This window comes from Komarekiella delphini-convector SJRDD-AB1 (assembly GCF_014831675.1).
Lineage (GTDB): Bacteria > Cyanobacteriota > Cyanobacteriia > Cyanobacteriales > Nostocaceae > Komarekiella.
Map to the genome: position 1 here is coordinate 1 of NZ_VJXY01000024.1, position 22,545 is coordinate 22,545.

A 22,545-nucleotide genomic window follows, 5' to 3' on the forward strand; every position below is an offset into this window, starting at 1 on the left:
CGGGGGGAGCAGCGATGAAGGCGATGATGAAGCAGGTGGTGGCTGCTAGTAGGGTGGGGATCATGAGGACGCCGAACCAACCGATGTATAGGCGGTTGTTGGTGCTGGTGATCCACTCACAGAATTTATCCCATACGTTGGCGCTAGAGCGCTGTTGTAAGGTTGCTGTCATGGTTTAATGATTACGATTTGTGTATGAATGTTTAGGTAGGCTTTGCTACCTGTAATTTATCTTAAAGAAAATATTGCATTTTGTAAAGTGTTTTGCAAAGAAATTTTTCTAATAACTCTGTATAAAGCTCCAAAGTGCTATTTTCCTAGCCTAAATTGCCTAAAACCCAGTGAGAGTAAGAATGTAATAAATATAAACTTTAATTGCGATCGCCTAGCTAATATGACAATTTGAATCGGCTCAGTTTTTGTAACCTTACTCAGGTAGAGATTGTAGCGTAGTGAGATAGATCCTGTTTTATGCCAATTGATTATTCCCGCATTGTCACTTATAGCCCTGCTTATACAATTGTTCCGACTTATGAGTGCTTTAATCGCTGCACGTACTGCAACTTTCGCACCGAACCGGGCAAAAGTCCCTGGATGAGCCTCTCAGCAGCAGAAAGCATCCTAAAACAGCTTCAAAGCCAAAATATCTGTGAAATCCTCATACTCAGTGGTGAAGTATATCCCTATTCAGCAAGGCGTCAGGAGTGGTTTCAGCTGATTTATGATTTGTGTGGATTAGCGCTTTCAATGGAGTTCTTACCGCATACTAATGTAGGCCCACTGAGTTTTGAGGAAATGCAAAAGCTGAAGTGTGTGAATGTTTCAATGGGATTAATGTTGGAACAATTAACACCAAAATTGTTAAATACTGTTCATCAACACGCACCGAGTAAATTATCAGCAGTAAGGTTGCAACAATTACAATGGGCGGGAGAGTTGCAGATTCCTTTTACAACCGGGCTACTGTTGGGAATTGGGGAAACTGAGGATGACTGGTGGGAAACATTGGCAGCCATATCTAATGTGCATCAACGTTACCATCACATTCAAGAAGTCATTCTGCAACCCCACAGTCCCGGAAATCAGCAAACCTTTAATGCACCTCCCTTTGACCCCCATCAACTACCAGAAGTGATTGCTAAAGCACGTCAAATTTTACCGCCAGATATTACGATTCAAATTCCGCCGAATTTAGTTAAAGATAAGCAATGGTTACTTGCTTGTATCGAAGCTGGTGCGCGAGACTTGGGTGGAATTGGCCCAAAAGATGAAGTGAATCCTGATTATCCCCATCTTCAAGAGCAAGCATTGAGAGAAATTTTACAACCTGCTTGGTGGAAGTTAGTGCCGCGTTTACCGATTTATCCGCAATTTGATAGCTGGTTGTCGGAAGAGTTGCAAACATCAGTGAGACGATGGCGAAATACTTTAAACCCAGTTTCTCTTTTGTAAAGACAAGGGAGTAGAAATTTTCCCGTTTCCTTGTAGTTTCTTTTTTAGTGAGTCTTTAATACTCGTTAGCGAGTCTTTAATACTTATGAATGAGTCTTTGATATTTGTTAGCAAGTCTTCGTCACAAAATTCTTAAGCGAGTTGATCCGTACACTACAACTTTGATTGCAGCGTTGAATCAGTTTATTTAAAGAGGCAAAAAACGCTTACCTTCTGGATATTCTCAATTAGTAGTTATCGCCGATAACCTTGCTCGGATTGTACACATAGTCAAAGAAGATCGGCGCAGCAATCACGAGCATATTTTGAAATCAAATGCGATCGCTACTGATCAATTTACCATTGCAACAAACTGGTGAAATAGACACCTAAAATTTGTCCTCTTAGATACCATCCCTCATAGGAGAGAGTTTGTACCCTAGATCCTGTTGTAAAATAGACATTATAGAAGGATTTGGGGGGCCATTTACTGGTCATAAACGCCTATAGAAACTATCTTTGGAAATCTCCAAGGTTTAAAATCCAGCCAGCTGAAGCAATTACAGCGGCTGTATCACCAGCGCATACCGGGCGATCGCATCACCACGTCCGAGTTTTCCCAGCGTTTGGCAGCAATTAGCACAGAAGTCAATCAGCCTGTGTGTGCGTACCTCAACCGTCGCGGGCAAGTGATTCGTGTAGGCGTAGGTACACCGCGTCAAACACAAATCCCACCGCTGGAATTGCCGCGTTACGGTGCAGAACGACTCAGCGGTATTCGTTGTATCGCTACCCATCTCAAGCCAGAACCACCTAATGAGGCAGCGCTGACGGCTATGGCACTGCAACGCTTAGATGCTTTGGTCGTCCTAAACATTACTGGAACAGGATTTACAAAGCGAGGAGGCGGCGCTACTGGATACGTCAAAGAAGCTTATCTGGCTCATTTGACACCCCAAGAGTCTCGCACCCTTGTAACTAGTCCTGCTGCATTCAAGGTAGAGCAGAGTCAAGTCCAAACTCCAGCTTGGAATATATCGCCGCCTCTTAGCTTGGATGATCTTGCAGAGCAGGATTTAGTAGACTTGGTGGAAAATCTGGAAGCGGAATTCCAGCGGGAATTCATCGCCCAAGAAGTAGACGCTGACCACGATCGCGTGCTAATTGTGGGGCTGATGACCAGTGAAACAAGTCCCCAAAGATTTCAGGACACTCTAGCAGAATTAGCACGGTTGGTGGATACTGCTGGTGGAGATGTATTACAAACAGTACAACAAAAGCGATCGCGTATTCATCCTCAAACAGTAGTTGGCGAAGGTAAAGTACAAGAAATCGCCTTAACTGCCCAAACCCTAGGAGTTAATCTAGTCGTTTTTGACCGCGACCTCTCACCCTCCCAAGTCCGCAACTTAGAAATGCAAATTGGTATCCGGGTGGTTGACCGCACCGAAGTAATTTTGGATATTTTTGCCCAACGCGCTCAGTCCCGTGCTGGTAAATTACAAGTAGAACTAGCACAGTTAGAATACATGCAGCCGCGACTTGCTGGTAGAGGTCGTACAATGTCTAGATTGGGTGGTGGTATTGGGACTCGTGGGCCTGGTGAAACTAAACTAGAAACAGAACGACGTGCCATCCAACAGCGCATTTCCCGACTGCAAAAAGAAGTAAACCAATTACAAGCACATCGTTCGCGGTTACGGCAGCGACGGCAGCATCGAGAAGTTCCTTCAGTTGCTTTGGTTGGTTATACTAATGCGGGCAAGTCTACCTTGCTGAATGCTCTCACTAATGCTGAAGTTTATACAGCCGACCAGTTATTTGCCACTCTCGATCCCACCACGCGCCGCCTCGTAATTCCTCATGGCGAAGCTGATGAACCTCAAGAAATTCTGATCACAGATACGGTAGGGTTCATACACGAACTGCCCACATCTTTAATGGATGCCTTCCGCGCTACCTTGGAGGAAGTCACAGAAGCCGATGCTCTACTGCATTTGGTAGATTTGTCTCATCCTGCTTGGTTGAGTCATATTCGTGCAGTCAGGGAAATCCTGGCGCAAATGCCAGTGACCCCTGGCCCGGCACTGGTTGCTTTTAACAAGATTGATCAAGCAAGTAGCGAGACATTAGCTTTAGCTAGGGAAGAATTTCCTCTAGCGGTATTTATTTCTGCGAGTCAGCGCTTGGGATTAGAAACTCTACGCCAGCGCCTTGCTCAGCTGATTCAATACGCCGTAGATGGTGGGTAAATATAGAAACTTAATTGATTTTTTAGCACTTTATGACCCAGTAGTAATACTGGGTTTTTTCATGGTATGAAGCTAAAGATAAAGTATTCTTGAATATAAGGTGTGTATTATAGACAACTTAGCCTTGGATGCCTAGATTAGTGTAAGGCCTATTTGTAGGGTGCTTTTAATATCAGTCAGATGGATAGCAATTTATTAAATTCCCATCTTCACCAATTTAGTCTCAACGTTCTGTTTCGTAATTACTGATAAACATGAAAAACCCCTTTTCAACTTCTGTATTACCCGGCGTCTTGGCTACTACAGCCGTTGTCATATCACTTTCTGCCTTTTCCCCTGCTAACGCCGCTTCTATAAATTTCACTATCAACGAATTCACAGGTTATGATACTCAGGTGAAGTTTACCTTGGATGACGAAATAGCAGGAGCTGGCAAAGTTCGGTTCAAGGTAGACTTTTTACCGACTGGTAGTAACACAATTGCTGACATACGCGGCGTTTTCTTTAATATTTTGAACGATTCGCTCCTCAGTGGTCTCCAAGTAGTAGGTACAGATATAACAGCTAGCAAATTTGGCCCTGCTGGAACAATTAATTCTGTCGGCAGCGGTAGTAACAATCTCAACGGTGGTGGCGGTAATTTTGATGCTGCGGTAGAAATTGGTCAAGAAGGTATAGGGAATGGAAAAGGCGACATTCAATCAACTACATTTACCCTATCCCACAGTTCACAAGCTTTAACCCTGGCTCAATTTTCTCAGCAGAACTTCGGAGTGCGTCTAATGAGCGTCGGTTCTGGAAGTAGTCGCGAAGGAAGTAGCAAACTTAAAGGACAAGCTCCTTACTATACCCCCCCACCACCTCCACCTAAAAAAGTACCTGAGCCTAGCACACTAGCCGCTCTTGGCTTATTTGCTGTAGGTGTTTTGAGACTCACCAAAAAAGCAAACAGTCTCCATAGCAGTCAGCAACACTGCTAATTCAATTTGGGTGGAGAAGCACAAAGGTACTTCTTCTCCCATTAGCTAGATAGCGGTAATTATTTTTTAAATAAGCATTTCAGCTTAGTACTACTTGATCAGAAAGTACACTTACTTTATAAAATAAACAAATTAGGTTAATAGCTACATTTATCAACTCGGTTAATACATAAAAAATTTTATATACAGTTTTAGCAAAATAGAACGTTGCCACTAGGAATAGTTGGCAACGTTCTAAAATTAAGAAGTACTAAATTAAGTTGAGAGCTTTATGACTGCAAAAGTAGAAATTTACACTTGGAGAACTTGTCCGTTTTGTATCCGTGCTAAAAGTTTGCTGCATAATAAGGGAGTTGAATTTATCGAATACAGTATTGACGGAGATGAAGCCGCAAGGAACAAAATGGCTCAAAGGGCAAATGGAAGACGCTCTTTACCACAAATCTTCATCAACGATGAGCATGTTGGTGGTTGTGATGATATCCATGCTTTAGACCGTCAAGGCAAACTTGATGAATTACTAGCTTCTAGCAATAGTGTGTAGGTGGAGAAGGTATTGCTAATATTCAAGGACAAGGCACTATATATCCCAGTTTTTTATACAAAAACTATGCCTAGACAACAAAACATTACCTGGGAAACTAAATGGTTATCTTCAGCAGTACACATGTACGTCAATTAGTGAGATCATCAAGAGATAATCTAAATTGAATAACTATTAAATTTCCTGGTGATTGAGGTAGGTAGAAAGCGTGAAACTAGCTTTTATAATTGATCCCATTCATCAGCTTGACCCGTGTCATGATACCAGCGTTGCCCTCATGGAAGCAGCGCAAATTCTAGGACACGAAGTTTGGGTGACTCAAGCAAATCTGCTGAGCGTGATGGAGGGCAAAGCTTGGGCTGTCTTACAGCGAGTAGAACTTGTACCAGTAAAATTAGTAGAGGGACGCTGGGTAGCGGCAAATCTTTGGTACAAGTTGAGCGATCGCTCCTTAAATCCTTTAGACACAATGGATGCCGTATTTATGCGGACAGACCCACCTGTCAATGATTCCTACCTATATGCCACATATATTCTGGATTACATTGACCAAAACAAAACCTTGTTAATTAACAGTCCCAGTGGCATCCGGGGAGCAAACGAAAAGATGTATGCTCTTCAGTTTACCAAAGCGATTCCAGAAACGATTGTCAGTGCCGATAAGCAGTTTATTCGGCAATTTGTGGAAGCAAAAAGGGCAACAGTTCTCAAACCACTGGGTAATAAAGCTGGGGAAGGGATTTTATTTTTGCAATCAGGCGATCGCAACTTCAATTCCATTGTCGAACTCAGTACTCTTCAAGGCCGAGTGCCAGTAATGGTACAAACCTATCTACCAGAGGCAAAAGAGGGAGACAAGCGAATTATTCTGCTCAATGGTGAACCAATTGGTTCGCTCAATCGGCTTTCTAGCGGTACTGATTTTCGCAATAATATGGCAGCGGGTGGCACAGTCGCTTCAACCCAAATTACTCCAAGAGAGCATGAAATCTGTGCTCAAATCACTGAGAGCTTACGCCAAGACGGCTTAATTTTTGTGGGTATTGACGTTATCGGTGGCTACCTGACTGAAGTCAACGTTACCAGTCCAACCGGAATTCGCGAGATCGACCGACTCGATAGCACGCGCCTTGGTCATCAAGTAATTCAATGGGTTGAACAGACTCTACAAACCAAAAAACCGAAATAATTTATATTGACTTCGCTTTTTTCTTAGTGTTCTACCCTACGGGAAGCCGCTTACCTGTCTATAGGCTTTTACAGTTAGCTCAAAAATATGATGATCACTTGCGTTGACCTAAAAATTACAGCAGTATCTAGTGCTGAGATTCAGCCAAGGCATGTGAAAAATGGTTATGTGTTCAAACTTTAGCAAAGCTAGAGAACACTTGATTACAAACCGCATCTATTCCGAGCAGAGGCAGCCATAGGACAATAGATCGCGAGGGTAGATATAACGCGATCGCAACCGTTTAGTCGGGTAAGTCTTCCCGCTTTTCTCCAAAAGCACAACAGGACATAAGAATCAGCAGACTCCTGCCCTATTTTATTCGCTCTATAGGTAGCATTGAGGAGTACCGTCACCAATTGGTATCAGGGATAACTCCGCTCAAACCCTAGCAATAATAGATTTTATACAGCCCTCAGCCTGGATTGAGACTGTAAATTTAATCTAAAATCTCAAATCCAAAATCACTTAATTCCTTGGCTTATTTCGGTTTCGCAGGAAATCAGGTATATCCAATCCAGGTTTTTCTTTTGGTTCTGGAATTGGGGTTGGAGGATTAACCGTAGGTGGCTGTTGCGGTGTTGGTCGCTTTTGAGTTGGGGTTACTACCCTGGCGTTAGCTATATTTTGTTGTGGTACAGCTTGTACTTCACCTGTAAACCCAGTGGCAATTACAGTTATTCTTACTTCACCTTGGAGTCTATCATCAATCACTGCGCCAAAAATAATATTAGCGTTGGGATCAACCACTTCATAAATTGCTTCTGCCGCAGCATTTACTTCATGCAGGGTCAGATCAGTACCACCAGTAATATTAAAGACAACTCCTCTGGCTCCTTCAATAGAACATTCTAGTAAAGGCGAGGAAATAGCAGCGATCGCTGCTTCTCTGGCTCTAGATTTTCCAGAGCTAACACCAATCCCCATCAACGCGGAGCCTGCATCTGCCATCACAGCTCGGACATCGGCAAAGTCAACGTTTACCAAGCCGGGGATCGTAATGATATCAGAAATTCCTTGTACCCCTTGACGTAGCACATCATCTGCATAGCGAAAAGCTTCTTGCACAGGCGTTTGCTCAGGGATCACTTCCAGCAGCTTGTTATTGGGGATAATGATCAACGTATCTACCCTACTTTTTAGTCCTTCAATACCTTGTTCTGCTTGGCTGGTACGGCGGCGTCCCTCAAATACGAATGGACGTGTAACTACGCCAACAGTGAGAGCGCCCATTTCTTTAGCTACCTCTGCCACAATCGGGGCTGCACCTGTTCCAGTACCACCCCCCATGCCAGCAGTGATAAATACTAAGTCTGCACCTTCTAAAGCCGTTGCAATTTCGTCCCGTGATTCCTCTGCTGCTTTTTGACCAATGGCAGGATTACCACCTGCTCCTAAACCTCGAGTCAGTTTTTGTCCAATTTGCAATCGACTAGGAGCACCTGCCAAAGTCAAAGCTTGGGCATCAGTATTAATTGACCAAAACTCCACCCCAGAGACATCAGACTCGATCATGCGATTTACCGCATTACCGCCGCCACCACCTACACCAATGACTTTGATGTTGGCAACCCGACCTGGAACAATCTCGCCAATTCGGCTATTTTCAGGAGAAATCTTCTTACTATCGTGATTTTGTCCAAAGTTTAGCCCAGAGTTATTAAAGGGATTCGTCGAATTAACTGCCAGAGAGAACCCTGGCTGTCCCGCAGATTGGGAGTTTTTATAGGTAAGTCCTTGGTTATTATCAAGTGTCATTGCATTCAGAAAGGTAGATAAACGACTTTTTTAGGTGTTATTCACCTAAGAGTCAACTATAGTTTGACACTGCCACAATCTATGGCACTGTTCTTTATTGTTCTCGCTACTTCCAACCCTAACAGGATTGATAGTGCGGAAATTTGCTATGGAATAAACCTTCAATGCAGCAGATCGCACAGCCGATTCTAGAGAAGTATACCTACATTTACTTAAAATTGATCTGTATAACCTCAACCAGACATTAATTTGTGCCCTGCAATGCTGACAATCTCTTTCAGTTTCCCTTTGGCATTTCCAATGTCCTCCCTCTATTTGCGTTAATGATTTAAGTTGGTCATTAATTTTACAGCTGTGAATCTCAGTTATTTTTTGGTTAGCTACCACAACCACAGTGTTTGTGTTGTATAAAATGCAATCAAATAAAAAATAAAAATACGGCTGGTAGCAATTCAGTCTTGGTTTTAAATTGATTACTGAGAATAATCTTACGTAATTACGTATACACGTAAGCATAGTAAAACCAACCCCGCACTCAAAATTATCTGCGGATGGTATAACTTGTAAAGTCGCGCCACAGTGCGTCTTGCTTGTCATAATAATATTGTTAATCTGTTTCACCATTGGGGATAATTGCAACTTAAGACACAATATTTACCTTTTACTTACTTGTTCTTCCGGTAAGGGTAAAGAAGAATTTGCTTGTCAGACTATAGCTGATTGATTTGTTATTTGGTGGATTTTAATGGACACTTTGTTGGAGCAATATTTTATCTTGCAAGAACCCTAACCAGTGCCGTCAACAAACCAAGAGTTTCAGAGATGCTTCGCAACTCAATAGGAAGCACAGCATAAAGAAATCCAAACTGACTCACCAAAAGCAACGCTATAGAACTTATGGTTTCTCGTTACGGTTAGGAACTTTGGTAAACCGTCTTTGGAAGTATCCTCAACTTACCAAAGTTAGAACATTTTGGGATCTACACAAATCTAGTAGCATCATTTGTTCTTACTAGTGTCCTTGGCTTGTCAGTCAGACTTTAATGAAAAACTTACGTATTTTGTGTTGACGCGCTGGTTTCAGTCGAAGACCATACAGACAAAAGGTATTTTGCACACCAGATGCCATCATCAGATTGTCTAACATCTTGTACCTTATCACTAGATGTTAGGATAACAATTCAAGGTCTTTTGCTCTGAGAAAAGGTTTGATGATTGATCCTCTCATTTTAATTAGAAATTAATACCCATTTTTTCGTAGATTGCTGGAAAACTCAAAATAATAAATATCTTTATTAGCATAAAACTTATTGATTTACTAGGAGCACTTGATATATAAATCACGTTATTTAGAGCTAAGGATTTTGGGAATCAATTTTCGGTTTTTTTTGGTTCACTTGTACTAATGGAGATTCGGGATTTTTGAGATCAATATACTCTATTTGGCTGGAATTGAGTTTTGCTGGTAAATGGCGCATTTGGGCGAGTAACCTAATTTGTTCAGGTAACTGGAGACTTGGAACACCAAGATGCACTTTTCCTAATTCTGTTTTCAAAATTAAATTAGTTGGATCTTCGCAATCAATTTCTATCACCTTCACGGAGCTTTGGCTGACAGCTTGATAAAGTTGAGTCCAGTAAGAACTATATTGTTCTGGCAAACCAATAACCTGGAGAGTGGGCAATTTACTGGTAGGATTTAGTGATTTGTATTTTTCTAAGGGCATCCAAACCCCATTGGCATCTAGCAAGCCTACAATTACTTTTTTGTTAGTAGTTTTGTGTTCCTCTATGCGTTTTTGAGCAATAGCTACAGGTATTCGTTCCTGGATTTCGATGTTTAATCCAGGTGGAAAAAGACGGCGGCTAACTGTTGCTTGTGCAATAGTTGGTTGTTGCTTCAACGAGTCGGCGATCGCAGACGGTTTAATCCGCCACAAAGACTGGGGATAGGATAACACCAGTAGTGACTTAATGGCATCATCCGACAATAATTGATTGCCTGATTTCATTACTATTTGTTTGGGAGTATTTAGCACCCATATTGGTTGGATTGCCACCCACAGCAATCCACCCGCCAGCCCACTTATGGCAAAGGTTCGCCAAATAGTCTGAAGAATTTTCATCTGCCGCTGTCGACGTAACTTCTTGCGGCGTTGGGCTAAATCCGTGCGGGAAACTGATACTATGCCAGCCATTCAAACCCCTTTCTGGTTTCAATTCAATTCATTGATGCGCTCGTATCATCAATTAAGTGTAGTAAACCCTGTTGGCATGTATTAGCCACTTTAATCTCAAGATTTTTTTACTTTTATTAACACTCTACAGTAACCACAAAAGATATCATGACGCCAGTAATTCTACTTGTTCAAGTTTTCTGTGTCCACTTTCAACCAACTGTAGCCTCTTTACTGTAGTGTGACAGCCAATACCTGCCAAAAGAACTACAAAGCAGTAATTGACAAATTTACCATAATCTAAATGGATGTTTTTAACTAGCTCACGGTAGTTAAGGAGGAAAGCTGTAATGTGAAGATTTTTCTTGACAAACATTATGTGAAATGGTGCTTATACTGTACTAATTTCTGAGTACCTTGCTAGAATTAATACCAGTCCTACCTCATCAGCTATAAAAACTGAGACTTACACCCTCTAATAGTTTTTTACTGATTAGCAAAACCATAAAGGTTTATGCCAGGTCAATTAAAAGCTAAAGATCGTCAAAACCTCAACAGCAGCTGTAAAAAGGACACATATGCTTAATGTTATTAGGGTCAATTAATCTCTACCATACTACTGACAGTTAGTTACTGGCAGTGGTTTTGCCGCGAGTGCTGTCCCCTGCAAGATACAACCAACTTGCAGGTTAGTTGTATGCCTATATTTCGGCTAGAGATTATTTGTATAAAAAATACGAATTAAACTGCATCTACATATACCTCTACATACACCTCTATATACATGAGAACGACACTAAATCTGTCACGTTTTTACAAGGCTTGTAATCCAAGTTACACCTTAAACATAAGTAACGTGCTAGATCAGCAGTACTACATAGATTTTGCTGATGTACGTGGTTGTAAGATTGTTGAAGAATTGCAACGAACTATTACCCGTATTTCTCCCGATGAGCCAACTTGCCAGTTATTTACGGGTCACATTGGCTGTGGTAAGTCAACAGAGTTGCAACGCCTGAAAGCAGAACTGGAGTTGGCGGAATTTCACGTAGTTTATTTTGAGTCTAGTCAAGACCTAGACATGGCAGATATTGATGTCAGCGATATTCTGTTGAGTGTAGCCCGTCAAGTCAGTGTCAGTTTAGAAGGGATTGGCATCAAACTCAAGCCCAGTTATTTTACCAATTTGTTTAAAGAAGTTGGCGACTTTTTACAAAGCCCCATAGAGCTTTCAGCACAAGCAGAGTTGTCCTTGGGTATTGCCAAAATTACCGCTAAAACTAAAGATAGCGCTCAGTTACGTAATCAACTGAGGCAATATTTAGAACCACGTACCAATAGTATTTTACAAGCGATTAACGAAGAGGTATTAGAAAAGGCTGTCGAACAGTTAAAGCTGCGAGGTCAAAAAGGGCTGGTAGTAATTGTAGATAACTTGGATCGAGTGGATATGCGCCCTGTTGCATCCGGGCGATCGCAACCAGAATATCTTTTTATTGATCGAGGCGAACAGTTACGCCGACTCAAATGTCACTTAGTTTATACAATTCCCCTAGCATTAATTTTCTCCAATGAGTACGAGACACTGAAAAATCGCCTTGGGGGAGGTATTGCGCCCAAAGTGTTGCCTATGGTACTAGTGCGGCAAAGAGATGGTAGTGACTACGAACCAGGAATGTTACTATTGCGCCAATTAGTTTTAGCAAGAGCTTTTCCAGAAGTTTCCTGGAATGGAAGGATGTTAATCATCACAGAATTATTTGATCATCCCGAAACCCTGGATCGTCTATGTCGCGTTAGTGGTGGTCACATTCGTAATTTATTAGGTTTACTTTATAGCTGCTTGCAACGGCAAGATCCACCTTTTTCTAGGAATTGTTTAGAAGCCGTAATTAAGGACTACCGTGATGATTTACTATTGGCAATTGATGAATACCAGTGGGAATTATTGTTTGAAGTAGTGCAACAGCAAAGGGTTAAAGGCGAGTCTGATTACCAAAGTTTACTGCGGAGTATGTACCTGTTTGAATATCGCGATCCTTTGGGGCGCTGGTTTGGCATCAGTCCAGCATTGTCAGAAACAGAAAAAGTCCTTGCTTGGCAACAAAATAAGTAGCAAGGTCGAAGCCTTAAAAATTTGAAATTCAAAATTCAGACAATCTTTAATTTTGAATTTCTGATCATTATGAATTTTGAATTAGAGTAGAGACGGCTGTAGGGCATCTTCAGGCATATCGACATAGTGTATGAGCCATAAGAAATCAAAAATTTAAAAGGCTCATAGGCTCTTTTTGATGTGATGTTTTTTCTTCCTTTCTAGCTTGATGTTTAGTTATGACAAAGTGGCAGTTCACAGGCGCGATCGCCAATGAAAATCAAGATGCTCTGCAAAGACTAATTCGGGCGATCGCGCTTTCCAAAGGTCAATTTGCCTTGATTTTAGTCCGGTGTAACTATGGGCAATTACGAGAGCAAATGTTAGAACATCTCCGCTCCATCACTCAAGATATCAATTTACGTGAAATCGTTATCAATTCATCAACTAGCTCTTTACACAGCACAATAGCTACAGAATTATTCCTAGACAATTCTGTAGTTGCTACAGATTCTTTGCCATCAGCTGTGATGGTTTTTGGTCTAGAGTCAATTATCGACCTTGACGACTTACTTACCAGCATTAACCAAGCACGAGATATTTATGCCACAACATTTCACTTTCCACTGGTGTTATGGTTACAAGATGAAGTGGCATCATTGCTTTCTAGACTAGCGCCCGATTTTAAAAGCTGGGCTGCAACCACTATTAAATTTGAAATGGAAAAATCAGATTTAATTACTTTGATTCGCCAAGAAACAGAATCTCTCTTTACCAAAGTTTTAGAAGCAGGTGCCGAAAGATTTTTATCTAATGCATCTCTAGATTTAGATCCTAAATCTCAACACAGACACGAAATAGAATCGGCTCGTAATGATTTACTGCGCTTATATGGTGTCAAATTAGAACCAGGATTAGAAGCTAGTTTAGAAGTTGTGTTGGGACGAGATAAATACGCCAATGATCAAATTAATGGTGCTTTAGCTCATTATCAAAGAAGCTTAGCTTTGTGGCAACAGGAAGCTAGGAGAGTGGGAGAAGGCAAAAGCATAAAAGTGGGTAAAGTAACTGAACAATTACTTTTGTCTTCTTCTTTCTTCTCTTCCTCTTTACTGTGGAAAGCAATAGTATTATTTCACCTAGGGCTATGTTATCGTCGAATGGCAGATTTACATCAGAATGCCAACAGTAGTTATTGGCAAAATGCTCTTTTATGGTTTAAGCAATGCTTAGATGTATTAGAGGAGACACAAAGAGAAGATTTAGTTGCCAAATTTATTTTGCTTGCTTGTGAAAGTATGCAACGCTTACAAGCTTGGGAAGACTTAAAAGAATTAGCTCAAAAATCATTACGACTGCATGAAACTTACGGAACTTCAGCGCAAGTTGCTCAAGATTATGGCTTTTTAACATATGTGGCGGCTTCTGAATCAAATTGGGTACTAGCTCATGAATTAGCAAATACGGCACTTTCTATCTCAGAAACAGCAACAGAAGTCTCACGGCAGCAAGAAAGTTGGTATCTTTTGTTGTTAGCACGTACACAGCGACATTTAGGTGAGTGGGAAGAAGCCATCAACAACCTAGAATGGGCAAAAGTAGTATGTGAGTTACAACATGAGCCGTCACTTTACTTAGAGATTTTAGAGGAATTGCGATCGCTCTACTTTTGTGAGCGTCGTAACTATACAGAAGCCTTTAGCCTCAAGCAAGAAAAAATTCAAATAGAACATCAATATGGCTTTCGTGCTTTCATTGGAGCCAGTCAATTGCAACCTCAACACTACAGAATTAATCCAGTTTTAGAGCCACAACAAACATCTTTTATTCCTGAAGAGGTTGCCCAAGAAATCTCTGCTTCTGGACGACAGCAAGATGTCAATCGCTTGATTGAAAGAATTACTCGTGCTGACTATAAACTTACAGTAATTCATGGGCCATCAGGTGTTGGTAAAAGTTCAGTTATCAAAGCTGGTTTAGTACCAGCTTTGAAGGGAAAAGTCATTGGTGAACGCATTCCGATACCAATTGTTTTATCTGTTTATACTGATTGGATTACAGCTTTATGCAGCAGTATTAACCATGCATTAACACATATTGAAATATTTAATAATATAGAAAATACTGCGACTAAGATAATTGAAAAAATACGTTTTTTGGCTGAGCACAATTATACAATTATTCTTATTTTTGATCAATTTGAAGAGTTTTTTTTTATTAGCAATTCTCCAGCAGAAAAAATACAATTTTATAAGTTTTTTAGTGAATGTTTAAATATTCCATTTGTAAAAATTATTTTTTCATTAAGAGAAGATTATTTACACTATTTATTAGAGTTTGAACGTTTAAATAAAGAATGTAGCAATGGTTTAAATGATTTAGATGTAATTAATAAAAACATTCTTGATAAAGATATTCGCTATTACCTAGGTAAATTTTCTAGCCAAGATGCAATAACTATAATTCATAGTCTTACTCAACGTTCGCATTATGAATTAAGCGACGAATTAATTAATCAATTAGTAAACGATTTAGCAGGAGAACTAGACGAAGTACATCCAATTGAATTACAAATAGTCGGTGCTCAGCTGCAAGCAGAAAACATTACCACGCTTAAACAATACAAGCTTTGCGGCGGCTCGATAAAATTAGTGAAACGCTGGCTTGAAGAAGTGATCAAAGACTGCGGTCAAGAAAACGAAGAGTTCAGTTGGAAATTATTATTTGAGTTAACCGATGAAAAGGGTACACGACCACTCAAAACTAAAGCTGATTTAATAACTACATTAGGCAAAAATAACCATAGTGATAGAATATCGAACCTTGACCCAGCTTGGGAATTGATTTTAGAAATTTTGGTTGGTTCAGGCTTGGTGTTGCGAGTACGAGAAGAGTTAGGCGATCGCTACCAGCTAGTTCACGATTATCTAGTTGAACCAATTCGCCAAAAAAACAACTATGGTATGGTTGCCGAATTAGAAAAAATAAAAATTGAAAAAAATAAAGCCGAAGTAGCCCAAAAACTAAGTCAAGAACAACTCAATTTAGTATTACAACGACGGCTACGAGAAGCACGGATAGCAGGCGCAGTTTTAGCAATGATGGGGGGGACAATAGCGGCATTATGGTGGCAAGCTGATTTACAAAAAAGAGCCGCAATTAGCCAAACTCTACGAGCTGAACACAGTGAAACCAATTTTAAAATTAGTGCGATCACCGCGGCCAGTGAAGCTCTGTTTGCATCTAATAAGGAATTTGATGCTTTGTTAGAAAGTTTACGGGCTTGGAGAAAACTTAAACAAACAAACAAAGTTCTACCAGAAACCCGAATACGAGTGGTGACAGCCCTCCAACAGGCAGTTTACGGACTAACGGAGGTAAATCGCTTAGAAGGGCATACAGATACAGTTTGGGGTGTAATTTTCAGTCCTGATGGTAAATTATTGGCATCAGGCAGTCGAGATCAGACGGTGAAACTATGGCGTCCTGACGGTACTTTACTTCAAACCCTCAAAGGTCATACCGATGCTGTTACTAGCGTCAGCTTTAGCCCTGATGGTCAAAGATTAGCTTCAGCCAGCCTCGACAAAACTGTACAAATCTGGCACAAAAACCCAATTACAGGCGAATTTGATCCACAGCCACTCAAAACCTTGTCAGGACAAGGAGATTGGGTTTATAGCGTCAGTTTTAGTCCTGATGGGGAGTTGCTAGCTACTGGTAGTAAGGATAAAACCATCAAACTCTGGCGCCCGGACGGTAGCTTAGTCAAAATACTCAAGGGACATAAAGGGTGGGTTAACTGGGTAAGCTTTAGTCCTGACGGTCAATTTATTGCCTCAGCAAGTGAAGACAAGACAGTGAAAATTTGGCGACGGGACGGCAGCTTGGTCAGAACTTTGCAAGGGCATCAGCAGAGTGTGACTTTTGTCACTTTTAGCCCTAATGGTGAGCTACTAGCGTCTACAGGTCGAGACAAAACAGTGAAACTTTGGCGCCGAGAGTACAGTAGTAAAGATAGTTGGGACTTTCGTACCTATAAAACCTTGCAGCAGCATACCAGTACAGTTTGGAGCTTAAGCTTCAGTTCTGATGGTGAAAAGTTAGTTTCTGGAAGTGAAGACAATACTATTAACCTTTGGAGTATCACTGGCACATTACTTAAAACTTTCAAAGGACACAACGATGCTGTTGTCAGCGTAGCTTTCAGCCCAGATAACAAATTACTGGCATCAGGAAGTCATGACAAAAGCATGAAACTGTGGAGTCTGGATACCCCAAAATTACCAACTCTCAAGGGACATCAGGATCGAGTTTTGAGCGTGGCTTGGAGTCCCGATGGCCAGATGTTGGCTTCTGGTAGTCGCGATCATACGGTAAAACTCTGGCAAAGAGATACTAGTAGCGGCGAGGTTAAAACCCAACTCTACAAAACTCTAGTGGGGCACACAGATAGAGTTACTAGTGTCACTTTTAACACCAATGGAAAAATACTGGCTTCTGGTAGTTATGACAAAACTGTGAAACTTTGGTGGCGCGACGGTACTTTAATCAAGACTCTCCAAGGACATAGCGATGGCGTGACGGGCGTCAACTTCAGCCCAGATGGTCAACTGTTGGCATCAGCTAGTCTGGATAAGACAGTGAAACTTTGGAATCGTGATGGTCGCTTGCTAAAAACCTTGGTAGGGCATGAGGCGCGAGTGAATAGCGTGAATTTCAGTCCCGATGGTCAAGTTCTGGCCTCAGCCAGTGATGACCAAACAGTCAAACTTTGGCGGCGGGACGGTACTTTGATTAAAACTTTTTCGCCGCATGACAGCTGGGTATTAGGTGTGAGCTTTAGTCCTACTGACCAGTTGCTAGCTTCTGCTAGCTGGGATAACACAGTTAGGTTGTGGGAAAGAGATGGTACGTTGTTAAAAACTTTGTTAAAGGGATACAGCGATAGCGTCAATGCTGTTACTTTCAGTCCCAATGGGGAACTGCTCGCCGCCGCCAATTGGGACAGCACAGTCAAACTTTGGAGTCGTGAAGGTGAATTAATTAAAATTCTCAACGGGCATCGCGCTCCTGTCTTAAGCGTTAGCTTTAGCCCTGATGGTCAAACACTGGCATCAGCTAGTGATGACAACACCATAATTATGTGGAATTTAGATCTTGATGACCTAATTGTTCAAAGTTGCAACTTGGTAAGTAATTACCTCAAACACAACCGCAATGTTGAAGGGCAAGATCGCTTTCTTTGTAATGGCATTACCTACAATTCCTAAATTAGATTCGCTTGATTGAGTATGTATTAATTTTTACCTGTTTTCTCATCCCCTGAAGCCTCAACAAACAATCGCTATCAGTTTAGCGGTTGATGAGGCACTCAGGGTTGTTAATTAAAATCTCGAAATTAAGTTTCGAGTTTACCACTCAAAGGAACGATCGCTAATCAACACATCATCACTGTTTTTGAGATCACTGTTTTCCTCAGTTGCTTCTTGGGGAAAATTCGCTAAAAATGCCTGTAGTCTCATGCGCTCAATATAGGGCCAGCCCCCCTCAGACTCAATATCTTTCAGTAGTGAGTAGAGTTGCCGACGGTTATCAGGCAAACTCTTTTGAAAAGCCCCATCCCTGATCTCTCGGTGTAACTGCTCCAACTGCCGCAGCAAAGCCAAAAGAGCTACAGTATCTCCTTGACAACTCTGAGCCGCTTCATGTACCACAGTTGCGATCGCTTGCACGTTACAGGACAATTTTCCTGATTCAAAACTTTTGTCGTTGCTCATGCCACCCTTTCCGTGTAAATGAAGTCAACTCAAATTTACAAGAGATTGTTAATTTTCTGTTTGTCACTTTATACCAAGAGCATGACTGACGTAGCAGAATTATCTTCTAAAGCTGGGTGGAGGATGTGGTGTTTTTCCAATTTTTTACACCCTACCTCAAAACTCTGCCCAAGCCCTTGCTTTATTAATGAGTTGATATAGTTCCTAAAAGAACACAGAAGATGAACCTTCAGCAGGCTCATAGAGGGTTCTAAAGAGATTTTTCTCGGCTCACCTTGCTGACTGATATTTTAGTTCATCATCGTTGTACTGTCTTAGTAGAGGCTGGGTATAGTCAGGTCTAGATCGAAGTTAAAAGGCAATTGCGATCGCTTCTAAAAGGGAGCGATGATGTTTGCTAAACCTTCCAAATGAGCTAGATGCGATCGCAGCGTTCTTACTTTAAGACTGGAGTGCTTTGATTTTGAGTTAAAAAAAATCGTATGATCTGGCTGATTTACCCATCAAACAATGGGTTGTATGTAGTGGCAACACATACATAATACAGAATGAGAACGACACAGCTTTTGCCACGAGCAAGAGCCAAGCGTGAAGCAGACACCTCTCTTTGCGCTTTTAGAGGCAAGCACTTATGCCGCTCTGTGTTGGAGCTTGCTTATCCACGTGCCTAACTCTAACAAATGCCACCAATAGTGAAACTGCTGGTTTTGCTCCCCTAGGAACACACATCCAAAGCAGTTCTACAACTTAGAAATTAATTTTTGAAATTGAGGTTGATTATGAGGTATCGCGCTTTAATTGTTGGATTCTTGGCTTTGTGCCTGGGTCTACTAACTGCTTGTAGTGATGGTTCTTCTACTAGTAGTGGTAGGGATGTACTTACTTATGAACAAATTCGAGGCACTGGCTTAGCTAACAAATGCCCCCAACTAGCAGAAACACGCCGTGGTTCGATTCCCCTTGATGCTAGCCAGTCTTATGCCATCAAAGAACTTTGCTTGGAACCAACTAGTTTCTTTGTTAAAGAAGAACCTGCTAATAAACGCCAAGAAGCAGAATTTGTTGCTGGCAAATTGTTGACCAGATATACTTCCACTATTGACCAGGTGCAAGGTGACCTGAAAATCAACCCAGATAATAGCTTGACCTTTGTGGAAACTGATGGTCTTGACTTCCAAGCTATCACTGTGCAACTTCCTGGTGGTGAACGAGTACCTTTCCTGTTCACCATCAAAAACTTGGTTGCTCAAACACAACCCAATTTGACCAGTATTAGTACCTCCACGGACTTTGAAGGCACTTTCAAAGTTCCTTCCTATCGTGGTGCTGCTTTTCTAGATCCTAAAGGTCGTGGTGTTGTTAGTGGCTACGATAATGCCGTGGCTCTCCCCGCCCAAGCGGATGATGAAGAACTTACCCGCACTAACGTTAAACGTGCTGAAATTCTTAATGGCAAAATTTCTTTGCAAGTAGCTAAAATCGATAGCTCTAGTGGTGAAATTGCTGGTACTTTTGAGAGCGAACAGCCATCTGATACTGATTTAGGTGCTGGCGAACCAAAAGAAGTCAAGATTCGCGGTCTATTTTATGGTCGAGTTGAGCCGACTCGTGGCTAAATGCTCTTGAGTCATGCAACTGACTGGCACAGAATTACAATTCTGTAAGCATCAGGTTTCATCACAAAACTTAACTTTTTTACTTCTCTGAAAAGCTATCCATTACTCAGATCTTTATTAACATTTGCGATCGCTATGTCTGATGACAAACTACTCCCGAAGTTCTGAGCGCAGTAAGTTCGCTCTCAGAATTGTCTTTTTGTCTACGCTCATCAATAATCAAACCTTTATATCTTCGGATCTAATTCTCAATAAAATTGAGTTTTTGTCGAGAATAGTCAGGTCTGATTTGTCAAAATAGCGATAAAATCTCAGCCTTGCGAGCCTTATCAAATAAGGGTTACAAGCTTGTTAAAAAAAATATGGTTAATGGATAGGTTTTTCAGGGTAATAAGCGGGTTTTTTGCTAAATGGCTACGAACTGAAGTACAACAAGGGGCATCTCGCCCTTTTTTTATTGACTTCAGTGAATATACATAAACATTTCCGCTTTGTATCAGTATTTTCTAAAGATGGGAGAAATATCATTTGAGCAAATACGTAATTTTACAGTGAATGCAAATTTTACTCATCCAACAAAGTTTTGAACAATATAATTTTGTATTTATAAGTTAATTTCATAATTAATTAATCAAATTAAGTACAATCTCGGTTTGATATTTAGTAATTAATTTTATATTTTGTTTCCATGTGGTTTTAAAAAACTACATGACATCCCAAATATAAATACCAGTTTCGTCCATTTAAATTTTGCTCAATGTCAATTCAATTATGGCATTTATCCCACAAAAAATTTTCTATATGCCATAGGATTTACTAAGACATTTAGCGCGGTATTTTATTTTGTATCGTGTAATCAAAGCTGAGTTTAAAAATTAGAAATTGACTATTTATTTACTAAATAAAAATGGTGCTATGCCTACCACAGTCACCAATGAACTGAAACATGAAATTTGGCAGTTGTTGCGAGAGTATCAGCAATCTCGGTCAGAAAATGTTCGTAATCAACTGGTTAAACTCAATTTTGGACTTGTGAGAAAAGAAGCTCACTACTGGCTAAATCAATGTCATGAAAGCTACGAGGATTTGCTACAAGTTGGCTGTTTGGGTTTAATTCGAGCTATTGAAAGATTTGAAATTTCCAAGGGGCATGCATTCAGTTCCTATGCCATTCCTTATATTCGGGGTGAAATTCAACACTACCTCCGAGACAAAGGTGTCACCGTACGAATCCCTCGGCGATGGTTAGCACTACAACAGCAGGCAATAGGAGTTGCACGTTCTCTGCGTGAAAAATACAATCGCCAACCTACCGACTCGGAATTAGCAGCAGCACTGGAAATTTCTCCAAACGAATGGCAAGAAATTAAATTAGCATGGGTTAATCGTGCCCCTTTGAGTTTAGATGTGCCAATCCAGGATGGAGAAGAAGGTGCTACTTGCCTGGGAGAATTGGTTCCAGATCCTCACTACCGCAGCTTTCAACTAGCACAAGAAGATCAGCTTCGCTTACAACAAGCACTACTGCAACTCGAAAAACGCACCCGCGAAGTATTAGAATGTGTCTTTTTACAGGATTTGACACAAAAACAAGTAGCAGAGCATTTGGGGATTAGTGTAGTAACGGTTTCCCGTAGAGTCAAGAAAGGTCTGGATTTGATGAAACACCTCATGGGTGTAGCAGAGGATTAACTGCAAACAAACTCAAACCGCAGTTATGCTGGGCTAGTAGTGCTAAAAATAACCCTTGAAATGCAAAAAATTAGGTTATAAAGGAACAGACTTCGCCTTTGATACTAATTTCAGGCATGTTGCTTTCCACAAGTAAATTTTCTAATGGCTTTTGAGAAAAACTCATGGGCAAAAATTCCAAAATTGCAGTTGCAGCCATTTTAACCTTGGCGATCGCTGGATGTGCTTCTGAAGATACACAACAAGCGATTAATCCTACACCAATTCCCCAAACGGCAGCAAAGTCGCAACCAGCAATTCAATCTTTTAAAAATCCAGTAGTGCCTGCCAAACAGGTTTCACAAGTTGCTTCTGCAACTCTCAACCTGATTCAACCGACTAATGCCACAGAGCGAGTAGTCGTGGTATCAAAAGGGCGGACTGACCCGTTTGCTCAAATTGCCGGACAGACGCTTTCCGCAATGCCCTACAATACAGCTGCAAGACCTGTGCCTGTGTTGCCTCGCCTACCTACTGCATCGATAGTAGGCCGAAAACTTCCAGTCAGCAGCACAGCTTTAAATCAACAAAAAAATAAAATCTCTTCGACACAAATAGCGAAAAGACCCAGTACTAGGTTGACTTCGGTTTTACCTAAAGTTTTGCCTCAAGTTATTTCTAATCCTACTTTAGTATCTGTGTTACCACCACCAGCACAACCTGAGTTAGCAAAGGCAGTTCTTGTAACTGGTGTAGTTCTAATTGGTAGAGAACCCCAGGCAATTATCAAAGTGCCGAATGAGCCGACAAGTCGTTATGTGCAGGCAGGACAGCGATTAGCGAACGGTGTGCTGATTAAACGTATTGAAATGAATGAAGGCTATAATCCTGTCGTAATTCTGGAACAATATGGTATTGAGGTTGCCAAAATGGTAGGGGAAAGCCCTGCCAAGTCAACGTCATCAGCTGCATCTGCTACTAATAATTCTGTTTCGATGGCAATGCCGCTTTAA

The 22,545-nt window shown here is 41.1% G+C and carries 13 protein-coding genes and 1 pseudogene; 10 read left to right on the forward strand and 4 right to left on the reverse strand.

Annotated features, from left to right (window positions below):
• A pseudogene (locus FNW02_RS20735) lies at positions 1–172 on the reverse strand (photosystem II q(b) protein); the annotation flags it as partial.
• Positions 173–471: 299 nt separating this feature from the next.
• Here FNW02_RS20735 and cofG point away from each other — a divergent pair.
• The 5 genes from cofG (at position 472) to gshB (ending at position 6,396) form a co-directional block, all read left to right on the forward strand.
• Positions 472–1,452 carry a 7,8-didemethyl-8-hydroxy-5-deazariboflavin synthase subunit CofG gene (gene cofG, locus FNW02_RS20740; RefSeq protein WP_191759399.1) on the forward strand — a complete coding sequence of 327 codons (981 nt, stop codon included), beginning with the start codon at positions 472–474 and terminating at the stop codon, positions 1,450–1,452.
• Between the two features lie 485 nt (positions 1,453–1,937).
• Positions 1,938–3,683 (forward strand): GTPase HflX, encoded by a 1,746-nt coding sequence (hflX, locus tag FNW02_RS20745; protein ID WP_191759479.1) that lies wholly within the window; start codon positions 1,938–1,940, stop codon positions 3,681–3,683.
• A 254-nt stretch (positions 3,684–3,937) separates the two neighbouring features.
• Complete coding sequence (locus FNW02_RS20750) at positions 3,938–4,663, forward strand: PEP-CTERM sorting domain-containing protein (RefSeq protein WP_191759400.1); 726 nt, start codon at positions 3,938–3,940, stop codon at positions 4,661–4,663.
• Between the two features lie 271 nt (positions 4,664–4,934).
• On the forward strand, positions 4,935–5,207 hold the full coding sequence (grxC, locus tag FNW02_RS20755; RefSeq protein ID WP_191759401.1) for a glutaredoxin 3: 273 nt from the start codon (positions 4,935–4,937) through the stop codon (positions 5,205–5,207).
• Positions 5,208–5,415: 208 nt separating this feature from the next.
• The gene (gene gshB / locus FNW02_RS20760; protein WP_191759402.1) at positions 5,416–6,396 is read left to right on the forward strand and encodes a glutathione synthase; all 981 of its coding nucleotides are present in this window, start codon (positions 5,416–5,418) and stop codon (positions 6,394–6,396) included.
• Positions 6,397–6,903: 507 nt separating this feature from the next.
• Here gshB and ftsZ read toward each other — a convergent pair.
• Together ftsZ and FNW02_RS20770 are read right to left on the reverse strand one after the other, a co-directional pair.
• Positions 6,904–8,193: a cell division protein FtsZ gene (ftsZ, locus tag FNW02_RS20765; RefSeq protein ID WP_191759403.1), complete on the reverse strand. Its 1,290-nt coding sequence runs from the start codon at positions 8,191–8,193 to the stop codon at positions 6,904–6,906.
• 1,355 nt (positions 8,194–9,548) lie between these two features.
• A complete protein-coding gene (locus FNW02_RS20770) occupies positions 9,549–10,391 on the reverse strand; it encodes a cell division protein FtsQ/DivIB (RefSeq protein WP_191759404.1) in 843 nt (280 codons plus the stop codon).
• 763 nt (positions 10,392–11,154) lie between these two features.
• Here FNW02_RS20770 and FNW02_RS20775 point away from each other — a divergent pair.
• The gene (locus FNW02_RS20775; protein WP_191759405.1) at positions 11,155–12,486 is read left to right on the forward strand and encodes a P-loop NTPase fold protein; all 1,332 of its coding nucleotides are present in this window, start codon (positions 11,155–11,157) and stop codon (positions 12,484–12,486) included.
• A gap of 218 nt (positions 12,487–12,704) precedes the next feature.
• Positions 12,705–17,738, forward strand: coding sequence for a WD40 domain-containing protein (locus FNW02_RS20780; protein ID WP_191759406.1), 5,034 nt, complete (start codon positions 12,705–12,707; stop codon positions 17,736–17,738).
• A gap of 141 nt (positions 17,739–17,879) precedes the next feature.
• On the opposite strand, the gene FNW02_RS20785 is transcribed toward FNW02_RS20780, so the two are convergent.
• Positions 17,880–18,245, reverse strand: a complete 366-nt coding sequence (locus FNW02_RS20785; protein ID WP_191759407.1) for a hypothetical protein — start codon at positions 18,243–18,245, stop codon at positions 17,880–17,882.
• Between the two features lie 779 nt (positions 18,246–19,024).
• On the opposite strand from FNW02_RS20785, the gene psbO reads away from it, so the two are divergent.
• The 3 genes from psbO to FNW02_RS20800 all read left to right on the forward strand — a co-directional run bounded on the left by psbO (position 19,025) and on the right by FNW02_RS20800 (position 22,545).
• Positions 19,025–19,861, forward strand: a complete 837-nt coding sequence (gene psbO, locus FNW02_RS20790; RefSeq protein ID WP_191759408.1) for a photosystem II manganese-stabilizing polypeptide — start codon at positions 19,025–19,027, stop codon at positions 19,859–19,861.
• Between the two features lie 915 nt (positions 19,862–20,776).
• On the forward strand, positions 20,777–21,553 hold the full coding sequence (locus FNW02_RS20795) for an RNA polymerase sigma factor SigF (RefSeq protein WP_191759409.1): 777 nt from the start codon (positions 20,777–20,779) through the stop codon (positions 21,551–21,553).
• A gap of 164 nt (positions 21,554–21,717) precedes the next feature.
• Complete coding sequence (locus FNW02_RS20800) at positions 21,718–22,545, forward strand: hypothetical protein (protein WP_191759410.1); 828 nt, start codon at positions 21,718–21,720, stop codon at positions 22,543–22,545.

Excerpts from the sequence above, each read along its gene's own strand:
- cofG (WP_191759399.1), top strand. The coding sequence starts at position 472 with ATGCCAATTGATTATTCCCGCATTGTCACTTATAGCCCTGCTTATACA.
- FNW02_RS20750 (WP_191759400.1), top strand. The coding sequence starts at position 3,938 with ATGAAAAACCCCTTTTCAACTTCTGTATTACCCGGCGTCTTGGCTACT.
- grxC (WP_191759401.1), top strand. The coding sequence starts at position 4,935 with ATGACTGCAAAAGTAGAAATTTACACTTGGAGAACTTGTCCGTTTTGT.
- ftsZ (WP_191759403.1), bottom strand. The coding sequence starts at position 8,193 with ATGACACTTGATAATAACCAAGGACTTACCTATAAAAACTCCCAATCT.
- FNW02_RS20770 (WP_191759404.1), bottom strand. The coding sequence starts at position 10,391 with ATGGCTGGCATAGTATCAGTTTCCCGCACGGATTTAGCCCAACGCCGC.
- FNW02_RS20775 (WP_191759405.1), top strand. The coding sequence starts at position 11,155 with ATGAGAACGACACTAAATCTGTCACGTTTTTACAAGGCTTGTAATCCA.
- FNW02_RS20780 (WP_191759406.1), top strand. The coding sequence starts at position 12,705 with ATGACAAAGTGGCAGTTCACAGGCGCGATCGCCAATGAAAATCAAGAT.
- FNW02_RS20785 (WP_191759407.1), bottom strand. The coding sequence starts at position 18,245 with ATGAGCAACGACAAAAGTTTTGAATCAGGAAAATTGTCCTGTAACGTG.
- psbO (WP_191759408.1), top strand. The coding sequence starts at position 19,025 with ATGAGGTATCGCGCTTTAATTGTTGGATTCTTGGCTTTGTGCCTGGGT.
- FNW02_RS20795 (WP_191759409.1), top strand. The coding sequence starts at position 20,777 with ATGCCTACCACAGTCACCAATGAACTGAAACATGAAATTTGGCAGTTG.
- FNW02_RS20800 (WP_191759410.1), top strand. The coding sequence starts at position 21,718 with ATGGGCAAAAATTCCAAAATTGCAGTTGCAGCCATTTTAACCTTGGCG.